Genomic DNA, 12991 nt, shown 5'->3' on the forward strand with positions numbered 1-12991 from the left:
GCACCTGTCATGCGAGCGGGCTTGGTGTACGACGGCTGCGCTTGCTGCTGTCTTATCCTGCGAACAGTTAAGCTTGTCCGCCTCATCGTAAGTCTGCCGTCCATTCTGTCACTAGGCACTCGGTACCCCTTTAATCTTCCGTAAATCGATAGGACCGGTCGGCCCTTTCCCATCGTTGTTTCCCATCCAGTATTTAAGGTACTCCCGTTTGTTCATGACGTTCGCCCTTTTCGTCCATTTCTCATATTCGTCGCTAAGCTGCTTCACGATCTCGGGCTGACTTCCGGCCACATCGTGCATCTCCGTCCCGTCCTTCTCCAAATCGTACAGCTCCCATGGGTAATCCTCGAATTTAACCAGCTTCCAGTTGTTGTTCCTGACGCCGCAATTCCCCTCATGCTCCCAAAATAAATATTGCTTGCTCGTCGTGTCGTTCTCGAGAATGGAGAGAAGACTCGTTCCTTCGGCAGGGATAATCTTATGCCCTTTATATTCCTCCGGATACTTAGAGCCGCTCAATTCGAGAACGGTTGCCATTATATCGGTAAGCTGAGCAGGCATCTTCCTCAGTACTCCTTTCTCGTTCAAGCCGGCAGGCCAGTGGACGATGAAAGGAGACGCGATGCCTCCCTGATGAATATAATGCTTATACATACGGAAGGGGGTATTGGATAAACCGGCCCAACCGGCACCGTAATGACCGTTGCCCTCCGTGTAGCCCGGCCCGCCGGGCAGCTTCGTCGTATCTTTAATATGGAGAAATTCCGCGTTCCCGCCATTGTCGGATAGAAATACGAGGAACGTATTGTCGAGCTCGCCGGACTTCTCCAGCGTTTGGATAAGTCTTCCGATATTTTGATCCATACTGTCAACCATCGCGGCATAAACCTCCATCGCCCGAAGCCTCCATGACTTGGAGATCTCTTTCTCCCAAGCGCCGGCTCCTGAATCGTCCATTGCGGGCAGCTCCCAATCCGGGTCGATAATGCCCATCTCCTTCATCCGGGCGAATTTCTCTTGCTGCAGAGCGTCCCATCCCCGGTCGAACCGGCCCTTATACTTGGTTATATCTATGTCCTTAGCCTGAAGCGGGAAATGCGGAGCCGTATAAGTCATGTACAGGAAAAAAGGCTTTTCCGGCGTCGCGCTCATATGCTCCTCCAGAAGACCGATCGCCTTATCCGTCATATCGTCCGTTGAATAATAGTTTTTGCCGATAGACGAAGGATCGATCTTCACCCCGTTAAGCGTAATACGTTCAGTGGCGAAATAGTCGACGCCGAGATAATGGTATGCTTTGTCAAAGCCTCTCTGATGCGGCAGCCCAGGACCCAAATGCCATTTGCCCGACATGTATGTCCCATAGCCGTTCTCCCTCAACACCTCGGCGATCGTCACGCAGCTGTCATTCAGCTTCAGCGTGTAAGGTCCATAGTAGCCCTGCAGATGCGCCATTCCTGCCTGATGAGGATGAAGCCCCGTCAGAAGCGAGGCTCGGGAAGGCGAACAACGGGCCGTATTCGTAAATTGGGTCAGCCGGATTCCTCCTGCGGCCAGCTTATCCAAATTCGGCGTTTCGATATGGCCCCCGTAGCAGCCGATATCTGAATATCCGAGATCATCCGCCAAAATAAGGACGAAATTAGGCTTTTTTTTCATGGCTGCAGGAAGCTGCGGAACGCTCCCGTTTCCTGCAGGCATTGCTTCGCCATTCGGGTTCGACGAACTAAGCAGCCCGCCTCCTGCCGAAGCGGCAAGAATGGTTCCGCCCAGCGCTCCGAGTCCGATCATGAAATCCCTCCGCGATATTTTTTTATTCATCCCCATATGCCTCCGATAGATTTTCTTGAATCAGCCGCCTTGTGCAGCCGGACACCTGCAATCATGTACAGGGAAATTATATCAGCATGCGTTATTCGAGCCTACGGCAGGATCGATTAAGCACTTTGCCGATTCGATTAATTTGTTGGAAGCAGCGGGGAGCCGCAACGACAAAAAGACTCTCGCTATCGCAAGAATCCTCGGTTACCGTAACCGCCACGGCCTTATTCTTTTTGTCTTCGTATTCTTATACAACAAAAACAGGATGGAGGAACTTCCCCCATCCATACCTATTATTTTGCTTTTTCAGTATAAAGCCTTTGTCCATATAGTTTAAGAGGAAAATGGTGACGATACGTTTACGTTAGTTATTCACTCAAGTAGGAGTAACCTAAAAGAGAAGAACGGTACCCCTTGCCATGGGATGCCGTCCTCTTCTTCAAGCGCATGTTATAATGAAACATCCTTGTAGCCCATCCTCGCGTATTGCCATTCCGGCGCCTGGTACTGTTTCAGTAACTGGAGGAGCTTGGAGGCGTAATGCTCTTCCAGGGCATGATTCTGTATTGGCGTCACCTGCTCAGGATCTTTTTCGATATCATACAATAAATGATGGTCGGGAGCGTTATGAGTTCCACAGGCTGCCGATACACCATTGGGGATGTCCTCGGACGTCCCATTGAGGTTCTGATCCTATTATAAACTAGTTGAATGATTGGAAGCCTTCGATATTTACGGACATATCTTAAAATTCTACAGGGTAGGTTGATGCGGGATTAACACAAACTCAGTCCATCACACGATCCATCGGCAAATAAACGAGGAACGTCGTCCCCCGGCCTACTTCGCTGTGAACGTCGATCCAACCCTTATGCAGCATAATGTTTTGCTGAGCAATGGCGAGACCCAGTCCTGTCCCCCCGCCGTGGCGGGTTCTAGAATCGTCCACCCGGTAAAACCGGTTGAAAATATGCGGAAGGTCCCCGGCAGGGATTCCGATTCCCGTATCCTCGATAGTCAGCAGAGCGTATTCTTTCCTGCTGTCGGCCCGGTACTGTCGTTCTACCCCGATCCTTACCCTGCCGCCGGGCTCTGTATAATGGATCGCATTGGAAACGATATTATAAAGCGCTTGGACGATCCGGTGCTTCTCTATCTCCGCGAGGACCGGCTCGTCCGGACTGTGCAAGGAGATGTCGATTTGCTTATCTTCCGCCAAGTAACGGACCTTGTCGATAACACCTTCCGCCACGTCCGCCAAACTTTCGGCTGCAGATCGGAGCTCCATCCTTCCCGCCTCAAGCTTGGACAGCTCCAGCACCTCATGAATGAGACGTGTGAGCCGAAGCACTTCATCCAGCAGCGACGCGATACGGGCTTGATCCACGGGCCGGTCCAATTCCTGGGCCAATTCCAGCTCCCCCTGTATGATCATCAGCGGGGTTTTCAATTCATGCGCCACGTCCGACATAAGCTGCTTCCGCGAGCGCTCCAAGCTTTCAATGCTCTCGTGCATATCCCGGAGCGCTCTCGATATGGCGCCGAATTCGTCCTTTCTGCGGACGGGAAACACAGCGGCTTCGGAGTCTCCCCTTTTGATCGCATCGATTCCTTTAATCATTTTGCGGATCGGCGAAGTCAGCCTCCATGACAAGAGGAAGATGATAATCATGGCGACCAATCCGGTCAGCAATAGCGATACCCGGGCGATACTCGGTATAATGCCGTACCACATCGTCTTGAATTCGTACGTTTTGAGCTGTCTGTCGCTCATGACATACAGATGGCCTATCGGCTTCCCGTCCGCTTTAAGAAACAGGGGAAAAGCCTCATCCCGCATTTCCCTCAGTTCAAGCCGCCCTTTCTTGTAAAAGAGCTGTTCGTTATGCACCAAGGCGATTTCCGGAAAAAACCGCTCATTTCCGAAGGTTCCCGCCGCTGCAGCGGCACCGGCATCCCTATCCGTGCTTACCCCCATCCCCCTGTCCAAGCCTTCCCATGAATCGCCGTGCGCTGCATAGTATTCCTCGAATTGTTGGCTCAGTCCGGTAAAAACTTCCTTCTCATCCCAATAAGCAAGATCCCGCACAATATAAAATTGAACGTGAGTTACGAAGAACAAACACATCACGATAAATACGATGAGGATACTCATCGAAAGCATCAGCTTCGTTCTAATTTTCATGATCTGCCCCGAACCGGTACCCGAACCCGTATACCGTTTGAATATAGGCCGCGGCGTCGGTATCGTCCTCGATTTTTTTGCGCAGCTTACTGATATGGGAATCCACCGTCCGCTCGTCGATCACGAACTCCTCTTCGAACGCGTGCTGAAGCAGCTGCATCCGGCTGTATACACGGCCAGGCTTCGACGCCAGCAAATGAAGCAGCTTGAATTCGGTCGGCGTTAACCGCAGCTCCCTATCTCCTTTGAACACTTGCAGGCTTTCCTCATGGATGGTCAGATTCCCTCGCCGGAGCACACTGTCCTGCCCGCGGCTGTCCGTACGGTTCATCCGCCGCAGGAGCGACCGGATGCGTGCCGAAAGCTCCCTTAAACTGAAGGGCTTCGTCAAATAATCGTCTGCGCCCATTTCCAAGCCGATAATTTTGTCCGTTTCCTCGGTTTTGGCCGTAACCATAATAATGCCCGGCGCACCGATACTGCGAAGGTGACGGCATACATCCAAGCCGTTCGTTCCCGGCAGCATCCAGTCGAGAACGACGAGCTCCGGTTTCTTTTCGGCAAACAGCCGGATGGCGGCAGCTCCGTCCCTGGCAACCGCCGTCTCATATCCTTCCGACTGAAGGTACGTTTCCATCAACGAAGCGATCTTGTCTTCATCTTCTACGATCAATATTTTGACGGCCATGCCGTATCGCCCTGCCTTCCTGTCCTTTTCGTGTGTCCTCATTATACACCACTTGATGGAATATTCGGGAAACGCCACAGCCTCTCGATACTTTCTCCACAAGATCGCAACATTCGGCTGATAGGATCATGTACATACCAAGATAAAATTCATTTTGGAGGGAAAATCATGGCCTACAAACTAACTCAACCGCAAAAACAATCGCTGGTGACGATTCACGTATTGGCGGCGCTGTTCTGGCTGGGAGGAGCCGTAGTCATGCTGATGCTCGGCTTGTCCATGCTTCGTGCGGATAACGGGGAGCAGCTGTATTACACATTGGACAATATGAATCTGGTCGATCACATCATGATCCGTTATACGGCGCTCGTCGCTTTGCTTACTGGGCTGGCGTTGTCCGTTTGGTCGCAGTGGGGGTTGTTCAAATACTACTGGATCGTGATTAAGCTGGCATTGACGGTGGCATTCATAGCTTTTGGTATCGTCTATATGGGGGATTGGCTTTCGCAGATCTTTCACGAAGCGGATCGGACGAGGTTCGAAGCGTTGAGCAATCCGGTCTTTTTACAGACGAGCTACAATCTGATCGGAGGCTCCATTGCCAACATCGCTGCACTCGTCTTCATGACGGCGATCTCCTACTTGAAGCCATTCGGCAAGCTGCGCAAAAAGAAGGACCGGGCTTCAGGCAGCCTTACGACCCGATGAACAAAGAAAGCGGCCGCTAGGGCCGCTTTGCTTTTCGAGAAACGTATTTTTATGACGAACGCGGGTGGGTTGCCGCTGACTGTTGCTGCTCCACGCTTTTCGTATGATGAATCCTTCTCGTCTGCAGGCCGAGCATAAGAAAGTGTATGAAGAACACTCCGACAATAATATAAAAAACGACCGGTATGCCCATATTGCTGGCTACGACTCCGCCGAATAAGGAGCCTGACACGTTGCCGAGCGAATTGGCGCTTGCGTTGTAAGAGAAGACGCTGCCTTGAATGGACGTAGGCGTCAAGCTGCGCAAGAGCGAGCTGATGGACGGAATCAATCCGCCGACACACAAGCCGGACAAGAACCGCGCTCCCATCAAGACCCACGGATCCGTAATTAGCGCCTGCGGGATATACAATATCGAAATCAATAAGAGCGAAATGAGCAGCACCTTCATATGCCCGTGCTTGTCGCCCAGCTTGCCGAGAATCGGAGCCGAGATAACGGTTCCGAGGGCGCTCGATGCAAAGATGAGTCCGGCCATCAGCTCTATATGGTTCTCGACATGCATGCTTTTGACATAGAGCGTGATGATGGGGCTAATGCTTTGAAAGCTGGCTGCAATCAAAAATGTGGACACAAACAGCGTCAACAGAGCAGGCTTCTCCTGCACAATCTCCTTCAGACGAAGCTTCTCCGGCTTCGGAACGTCCGCTTCCTTCCGCTTCAAATGCTCGAACCGGAACTTCGGATATTTGCGCGTTTCCTTCACGCCGACGATGACCAGCACTGTGGCAATCATAATAAATAAGCCTGTAAAAAAGAACGAATTCCGCATTCCCAGCCATTCGGCCATTATGCCTCCAAGCAGCGGACCAAGCAGCTGCCCTGCGACCTGCCCCGTCTGGAGCGTCCCGAGCGCTTTGCCCACCTGGTCCTTGGGCGCTTCGATCGCCATCAAGGCGACCGCACAGACGGCGAATCCGCCCATCGTCCCGAACAAAGCCCTTAGCAGCAGCAGCTGGAGCGGCGTATGCACCAGCCCCATCGCCGCGATGATGATCGAGAGACCGATGCCGGAGCGGATCATCGTTAGCTTTTGCCCGTACATATCCGAGAATCTGCCCCAGAAGGGCGACACCAGCGCAATCATCAAATGATTGATACCGAAAATCATCGACGCCCAGAGTGCAGCCTGCTTCACGTCGTGAATGCCGAGCTCCTGGACGTATAAGGGCAAGAAGGGAATGATCATGCCGATTCCGGCCGAGCTGAAAAACGAACCGAACCATAAAATGAACAAATTGCGCTTCCATGCTTCCATCTGGAGTAACCTTCTTTACTAGTAGTATGTGCGATGATCGCATAGAAAACAGCAGCCGTCGCAACGACTATAGTTAAGATTACTCCGTAGTAATGGAAGAAACCATGGATTTCCATGCTGCGAAACATGTACTATCTTGCTCTCATGGGCAGTCCCGACTGCTTCCTCAGCAGCCCGTGTACTATCGTTCCATCGTCCTCCCGGGCTTCGGAACAGACCTCGCGATTTGCGGGTCCGGTCTGGAGTTGACGATGCACTGCTTCATAACCGGCGCAAGTCTTTCTCCATGATCGACGAGAGAATTGGCCCGCACGTTAGTGAGCTCCCGCTCCGGTACCCTAGCCCAATCGAGCCGGTAGCCGGCGTTCAGAGCAAGCGTGCGGATGAACTCGCGCTGCGACCGTCCGTTCCCTTCGCGGAAAGGATGCACCTGATTGATCGCCGCCATGTAACGTGACGCTCTCTGCGCAAACGCCTCGCTGTTCGGCAGCTCCTTCAGGAAGCCCTCCTCCCTTAAGCTGCCGGTCACTTTGCCGAGCGCATCTCCGATATCCCGATGGTGCCAATAGCCCATACGCATCCCCAAGTTATCGTAGTACTTCGTCATGTCCACGACGCGATATTCCCCGGCCCAGTCGTATACATCCTGGAATATATGCTTATGGATGGCCTGAAGATGCTTGGCATCCATATCGCCGGGGATCGGCTTCTGCTCCAGCTGAACGAGACGGAACATCACATGATCCACTTCCGCTTTGTGCAGGCTCGCTTGATCCCGGATTCCAAACTTGTTGCGCATCACATCGATATCCGGATACAAGTACGGATCTCTGAATTCCTCCGCCATCAGTCCGTTTTCCCCGGCTTCGGTTTGATCAGCTCCAGTACCTGCTGCTCCGTCAGCTCACCCTTCGCATATTTCAGCATGATGGCCTCCGTCTCCTCACTCACCTTCATGCCGTCTATTTCAAGGCTTGCCTTCGCATTGTTTACCGCCCTTACCGCATCCGTTTCCTTATCCTGCTGCTTCTTCCGGTTTTGCTCCAGCCTTTTTTTCTCCATTTCTTCAAAATGATTACCCATCATTCATCCTCCTCATGGATTCTCTTATTTAGGGAGCTTCGCTTCGAGCGCTTCGATTTCGACTCTCAGCTTCTCAATCTGCGCGTCGCGCTGCTGGTAGCTCAAAGCCGTATTCACGTAAAGCTCGCCTACAATCGCTTTCTTCACATAAATCATCGCTTTCACATCGCCGCTTTTCTCTGCATGCGTCCAGCCGTTAGCCGTATCGCCCAGATCGGCGTAGGCTATGGCAACCTGCGCTTCATCCGCGGGCTTGAGAGTAAATAAGTCCTTTTGCTCAATGATCTTCTTGGGGTCTTTGGCAGCGACGGCTTTCTCGAATCGGACCTTCGCCACCAGCTTGTCGTCGCCGCTTTTTAATGCATACGTTCCGGCCTCATCCAGATTGTTTTCTTTCATGTACGCTTCCGCTACAATCCTGCTCCGCCGTTTATCCAGCTCTAACCCTTTATGCAGCTCCACTATGGCTTTCGTATTTCCGTCGATAACAGCCTTTTCGAATTTGACGACCGGAGCGTCCACTTTGATCTGCTTGATCGCCAGGTTGTTTTTCTTGTCTACGAAATCCTGCACGACCAAATCGATGATTTCCTTTTCCGGGAACACGTCGAGCGCCATCAGTCCCGCTCCCCGCTTCAGCAAAGCAATAGCATAGGCGTATTTGTCCTCATCCGTCAGCTGCTTCGGGTCGATCTTCTGAAAGAGGAGGATGGCATCCTTGTATTTGGCTCCCGCACCGAGCCGAAGCGCCTTCAGGACGTCCTCCTGTACGATGGGGGCCGGCTCGGGAGACGCTCCGGCCAATACGGCGGCATGGGCCGCGTCTTTTCCGCTGTTGTATCCCGACGTGTAAACAACCAGCATGAGTCCCGCCAAAACGACCAGGAGAAGCGAAGCGCCCATCCAAATCCATTTCCGGTATTCGCGAAGCCCGGTATGAATTTGCTCCTTCTTCATCGCCGCGATCTCTTTCTCCACGAGGTCCATCCGGTCTCTCTGCTGAGCCGCTGCAAGGCGCAAATCATCGAACGATTTGCAGCGCAGTATCGTCATCAGAAATTCTTGCGCTCCCGGCGCCGGCTTCTCTCTCGCTGCCCCGATGCCTTTGCTTTTCATAGCGGCATACGGCACCGAGCTGAACAGCATCAGAATAAGCCGCTTCACCTGCTCCAGAAGATCGTCGTCGTGAAATCCCGATGAGGGCAGTATCGTATCGATCCCGGCAAACAACGCTTTCGTCCTGTTCAAGGAGTCGATATAGATGTTGACAGGCTCCAGCAGAATCGTAATTCCCTTCGTCCGATACAGCTCCTCCGTATACTCGCCGAGACGTATCAACGAATCCACGATGTGCAGCTTCGAATCCAGTTTATTCGTCCTCGTCTTTTCGAACGGATTGAAGCCGTCCTCTATGCTGTAATAGAAAATAAAATCCTGGCGGGAATCATCCTCGAACTCCACCGTTTTAAGCGGGAACAGAAAATCACCCGGCAGCTCTTTCAAATCGGCCAGCTGCTCAGGCGATTCTGCGAGCGTCACCTTTTTGGGCAGCCGGTATTTCACTACATCCTTCGTAATGATCAAGGTTCCGCCGTTAAAATCGAAATGTTTGGCCATTCCTTCACTTCCCTGTGTTTTCTGCTTCGTAGTCGCTTGCGATTCTTGCATACGGAGGAATGTAAGGCCGTCGGATATTGCCCGAAAACTCCGGATAGCGGAACCGGCTTTCCCTTTCGTGAAGAACGCCCTGGAAAAATTCGAACTGGAACGCTTTGCGCATCCGGATCGGGTTCATTCCGGATACGAGCAGCAGCCCTTCCTCCCGCGGCATGCGCATAATTTCATCCGGCGTCATCAAAGAGCGCTTGGCATAGCTTTGGGAAGTAGAGTCGGAGCCTCCTCCCGCTTTATGGCTTTTCGAGACGGAACGGGAATCCGTACGGATTGTGGTGTCCCCGAGCAGCTCGGAAAAGGTTTTGGCGGTCAAATGATCGCCCGCACCAAGCAGGAAGCGGATCGAATGATTGCCGATAATCGCTTCCGCCTTTTCCTTGGAATACTTATCGATCAGCTGTCCTACCGACTGGACAATCGTACTGCACGAAATTCCGTAGGACCGGCACGTTGCCAGCAGCTCCTCGTAATTGGGGATTTTGCCGATGTTCGGGAATTCGTCCAGCATGATGTTGACGGCTCGAGGAAGCCGGTTATAGTGCCGGTCGGCCAGGCGGTAGAGCTGCTGGAACAGCTGGGTGAAGAAGTTCGACGTCAGCATCTCCCAGGTTGAATCGGCTACGGGAAGGATGACGTAGACGATCATCTTCTTCTCCCCGACATGCTCCAGGCGAAAATCGGATGCTGCGGTAAACGACTGCACCGTCTTCGAGTTCCACTTCGACATCGTGACGGCAAGGGAGATGAAGATGCTCGAGCGTACCTTGTCCTCCGCCATCCGGACAATCTGATACGCCATGCTGGCGGGATGATCCGTCTCGAGTCCGCCGAAAAACAAATCCATATCCTCCGGCGTCCGGCCATAAGTGGTCAATATGTAGCGGACCATGTCCATATTGGCGTCCGCCGGATCGCATTCGTATTTGACGTACAGCAGCAGCGTCGTCAGCAGAGCGATCTCGGCTTTTCCCCAGAAGTCCATCTTCTTGTCGCCGTTCTGGGAGTTAAGGAACAATGCGGTGGCAATTTGCTCCGCATCAACCTCGCGCTCAATGTAGTCAATCGGGTTGTATCTGTCACTGACGTCCATTTCCTTGAAATTGATCAGGCGGACCTCGTAGCCCTGCTCTCTTTTAATAGAGGCCGTGCTTTCATAAATCTCGCCCTTCGGATCCGTCACGACAATGGAACGATTCCGTTCGTGAATGATATTGGTCAAGATATACGACTGCGTCTTGCCCGACCCCGGTCCCCCGACTCCAAACACGTTCCGGTTCGGAATCGCCGTATCCTCAGGCAAAATCACCGGCTTGCCCTGCAGCGTCCCGAACAGCAGTCCGGCCGGATTGCCAAGATTCGGATGCTCCAACGAATTCGCAGCCTGGTTTGGCGAACCGGATGAGCGTTTGTTCCACGTCCTTTTCACGAAGGTCCGGTCATTAAACACCTCTGCCGTACTCGCCCACTTGGCCGTACCGTACGCCCCGTATTGGGAAGCCTCCTGAAACGACCGGGTCTGGCCGAACTTGACAAAAACCGCAATGGCGGCAAGGAGCCATATACCTAGCGGAATGAGCTGGCTTTCCCAAAAAGAGGGGTGCAGCCCGGCTTCCTTCAACAGCTTAAGCGGCTGCCACATGGATCGGGTAATCCGCTCGAAATCCCGTTCCTCCGCCGGTCTGGATATCCAGGTCAGGGTAGTTATAACGAACCATTCGACGACGGCTGCCGCCACCAGGCCGAGCAGTAAGGAGCCGATCAGCCTTTTTTGAATCTGTTGCTGCATGCAACACCTCCAGTCCGCACAGGCATCTGGTTTACAAAAATACCCATGGATTTCTTTATCGTATCACCCAACATTCGTTCGTAATATCGAACGTAAGCGGTGTTTTTTTGGATACATGGTCCCACCTTCCGGAATTGGTTCCACAAAAAGGTACATTGGACACAAAAATATGGAAATATCGTACGATTGCGCGCTTCTTGGACCGTAAGCTAGAGTGGAAAAGTTAAGAGGCAACCGATAGCCACTGCACAATGTGCGTAAGGAGGATACACCGGGTATGAAATTCAGATCCATGACGCTTGCAGACGATCCTTTTAAAAAAATTACGGATTTTCTGGATAAACAAGTCGTAACCGGATTTCTCAATTTAGCGATTCCCATCGCCGTTTTGTCCATTATCGGACTAGTGCTGGCCGCCTATATGTCCCATGACGACCATTCCAAGGCCAAATTCAAATCGGGGCTGTTCTATGTGTGCGGCGTTACTATTGTCCTGCTGCTGTCGCGCGTCATTATCGGGTGGCTGAAGTTTAACATCCGCTAACCAAAGGTGATGATCTGTAATGGAACGACGTTACAAAATTCCTAACCAAGTCGACAGCACGTTTCATGTGTGGAAATTCATTACGCTGATCGACGTCGTTATTCTTGCTCCGTCCGTCGCTTTCTGCATAGCAGTCATTTGGCTCGCGGACGGCATGCTGGAAATGAAGCTTATCGTAGGGCTGCTGCCCGTCGTATTGACCTCTGTCGCGGTTTTTATACGCCCCATCAAGGAACGGCCGAATATTCGGGCATTCCGGTTTTTCCGGTGGAAGGTGGCTTACAACCGCCGCCAGCGCACATACTTGTTCATGAAAAAAGCGATCCGTAAGGAGGAGGGAAGCGAGGTGAGCAAAAAGAAACCGTCGATCCCCCGCGAACGCAGCGCTCAGGACCTCATTCCTATCCGCCGGGTGTTCAGCGAAACGATCGAAACGGCCGACCACCGGCTTGTCAAAATCATCGCGATATCCGCCGTGAACTTAAGCCTGATGTCGCTGAACGAGCAAATTCAGGTGATGGAAGGATATGAGCAATTTCTTACTAATTTGGATGACCCGGTCCAAATTCTGCGCGTTTCCGAGCCGATCAACATGAGCAGGTACGTAGAGGAGCTGCGCCTGAAACGAAACGCCACCGGCAATCTGCACAAAAAAATACTGCTCAGCTCCTATATCGATTACGCTCAGAGCATACAGCAAAACCGCGAGATGATCCGGCGCAACCGGTTCCTCGTATTCGACGAGAAGTATGAGCCAAGCAAGGAAGGCTCGCTGGAGCAGGCGATGATCCGCTTGCGCGTTCGCCGGGATCACTATATCGAGCGGCTGGAGGATATGCTGTTCCGCCATCGGCTGGATGCGGCGGAGCTTACGAACGAGGAGCTCAAGAAGGCACTGCAAATTTTCTATGATTATGAGAACGCGCAGCTCCATACGGTTACCGATGAAACGGAAATGGAATATTTGATCGGACGCCGCAACCTGGTGTCCGCCGTCAAACGGATTGAGGAACGGGAGCGGCTCGCGAACGATTTTTAGCTATGCTTTTGCAACAAGTTTTTGCTAACGCAAAAACTCAGCCTATCCTTACGCAGCAAGTTTTTGCTAACGCAAAAACTCTTAGGAGGTGATTTCCATATTCAGAAGAAAAAAGAAGCAAACGGAAGATCGCCCTCATCTGGAG

The 12991-nt window shown here is 52.3% G+C and carries 11 protein-coding genes; 3 read left to right on the plus strand and 8 right to left on the minus strand.

The features are described 5' to 3' along the window. Nucleotides 1–111: 111 nt before the first annotated feature. The 3 genes from DVH26_RS29915 to DVH26_RS29925 form a co-directional block, all read right to left on the minus strand. Entirely contained in the window at nucleotides 112–1821 is a 1710-nt protein-coding gene (locus tag DVH26_RS29915; RefSeq protein WP_239628644.1) for an arylsulfatase, read from the minus strand. Between the two features lie 787 nt (nucleotides 1822–2608). Further along, the gene (locus DVH26_RS29920) at nucleotides 2609–4006 is read right to left on the minus strand and encodes a sensor histidine kinase (protein WP_239628646.1); all 1398 of its coding nucleotides are present in this window, start codon (nucleotides 4004–4006) and stop codon (nucleotides 2609–2611) included. Continuing rightward, nucleotides 3996–4694: a response regulator gene (locus tag DVH26_RS29925; protein WP_239635539.1), complete on the minus strand. Its 699-nt coding sequence runs from the start codon at nucleotides 4692–4694 to the stop codon at nucleotides 3996–3998. The genes DVH26_RS29920 and DVH26_RS29925 overlap by 11 nt, the downstream gene beginning before the upstream one ends. Nucleotides 4695–4862: 168 nt before the next feature. On the opposite strand from DVH26_RS29925, the gene DVH26_RS29930 reads away from it, so the two are divergent. Continuing rightward, entirely contained in the window at nucleotides 4863–5402 is a 540-nt protein-coding gene (locus DVH26_RS29930; protein ID WP_239628648.1) for a DUF2269 family protein, read from the plus strand. Nucleotides 5403–5451: 49 nt separating this feature from the next. Here the strand turns inward: DVH26_RS29930 and DVH26_RS29935 are convergent, their stop codons facing one another. From DVH26_RS29935 to DVH26_RS29955, 5 genes are all read right to left on the minus strand, one after another. Next, entirely contained in the window at nucleotides 5452–6720 is a 1269-nt protein-coding gene (locus tag DVH26_RS29935; protein WP_239628650.1) for an MFS transporter, read from the minus strand. A 181-nt stretch (nucleotides 6721–6901) separates the two neighbouring features. Further along, nucleotides 6902–7567, minus strand: a complete 666-nt coding sequence (locus DVH26_RS29940; protein ID WP_239628654.1) for a Fic/DOC family protein — start codon at nucleotides 7565–7567, stop codon at nucleotides 6902–6904. Continuing rightward, the gene (locus DVH26_RS29945; RefSeq protein WP_239628655.1) at nucleotides 7567–7806 is read right to left on the minus strand and encodes an antitoxin VbhA family protein; all 240 of its coding nucleotides are present in this window, start codon (nucleotides 7804–7806) and stop codon (nucleotides 7567–7569) included. The genes DVH26_RS29940 and DVH26_RS29945 overlap by 1 nt, the downstream gene beginning before the upstream one ends. Nucleotides 7807–7827: 21 nt before the next feature. Beyond that, nucleotides 7828–9420 carry a type VII secretion protein EssB/YukC gene (locus DVH26_RS29950; RefSeq protein ID WP_239628657.1) on the minus strand — a complete coding sequence of 531 codons (1593 nt, stop codon included), beginning with the start codon at nucleotides 9418–9420 and terminating at the stop codon, nucleotides 7828–7830. A 4-nt stretch (nucleotides 9421–9424) separates the two neighbouring features. After that, nucleotides 9425–11263, minus strand: a complete 1839-nt coding sequence (locus tag DVH26_RS29955) for a VirD4-like conjugal transfer protein, CD1115 family (RefSeq protein WP_239628659.1) — start codon at nucleotides 11261–11263, stop codon at nucleotides 9425–9427. A 277-nt stretch (nucleotides 11264–11540) separates the two neighbouring features. Between DVH26_RS29955 and DVH26_RS29960 the strand changes: the two genes are divergently transcribed. Both DVH26_RS29960 and DVH26_RS29965 read left to right on the plus strand, forming a co-directional pair. Then, nucleotides 11541–11807: a hypothetical protein gene (locus DVH26_RS29960; protein WP_239628661.1), complete on the plus strand. Its 267-nt coding sequence runs from the start codon at nucleotides 11541–11543 to the stop codon at nucleotides 11805–11807. 19 nt (nucleotides 11808–11826) lie between these two features. Next, nucleotides 11827–12846, plus strand: a complete 1020-nt coding sequence (locus tag DVH26_RS29965) for a hypothetical protein (RefSeq protein ID WP_239628662.1) — start codon at nucleotides 11827–11829, stop codon at nucleotides 12844–12846. Nucleotides 12847–12991 lie beyond the last annotated feature (145 nt).

The sequence above is a fragment of the Paenibacillus sp. H1-7 genome (assembly GCF_022354825.1).
Classification (GTDB): domain Bacteria; phylum Bacillota; class Bacilli; order Paenibacillales; family NBRC-103111; genus Paenibacillus_S.

What these genes read in the sequence shown, in the direction of transcription:
- DVH26_RS29915 (WP_239628644.1), bottom strand. Translation starts at nt 1,821, where the DNA reads ATGAATAAAAAAATATCGCGGAGGGATTTCATGATCGGACTCGGAGCG.
- DVH26_RS29920 (WP_239628646.1), bottom strand. Translation starts at nt 4,006, where the DNA reads ATGAAAATTAGAACGAAGCTGATGCTTTCGATGAGTATCCTCATCGTA.
- DVH26_RS29925 (WP_239635539.1), bottom strand. Translation starts at nt 4,694, where the DNA reads ATGGCCGTCAAAATATTGATCGTAGAAGATGAAGACAAGATCGCTTCG.
- DVH26_RS29930 (WP_239628648.1), top strand. Translation starts at nt 4,863, where the DNA reads ATGGCCTACAAACTAACTCAACCGCAAAAACAATCGCTGGTGACGATT.
- DVH26_RS29935 (WP_239628650.1), bottom strand. Translation starts at nt 6,720, where the DNA reads ATGGAAGCATGGAAGCGCAATTTGTTCATTTTATGGTTCGGTTCGTTT.
- DVH26_RS29940 (WP_239628654.1), bottom strand. Translation starts at nt 7,567, where the DNA reads ATGGCGGAGGAATTCAGAGATCCGTACTTGTATCCGGATATCGATGTG.
- DVH26_RS29945 (WP_239628655.1), bottom strand. Translation starts at nt 7,806, where the DNA reads ATGATGGGTAATCATTTTGAAGAAATGGAGAAAAAAAGGCTGGAGCAA.
- DVH26_RS29950 (WP_239628657.1), bottom strand. Translation starts at nt 9,420, where the DNA reads ATGGCCAAACATTTCGATTTTAACGGCGGAACCTTGATCATTACGAAG.
- DVH26_RS29955 (WP_239628659.1), bottom strand. Translation starts at nt 11,263, where the DNA reads ATGCAGCAACAGATTCAAAAAAGGCTGATCGGCTCCTTACTGCTCGGC.
- DVH26_RS29960 (WP_239628661.1), top strand. Translation starts at nt 11,541, where the DNA reads ATGAAATTCAGATCCATGACGCTTGCAGACGATCCTTTTAAAAAAATT.
- DVH26_RS29965 (WP_239628662.1), top strand. Translation starts at nt 11,827, where the DNA reads ATGGAACGACGTTACAAAATTCCTAACCAAGTCGACAGCACGTTTCAT.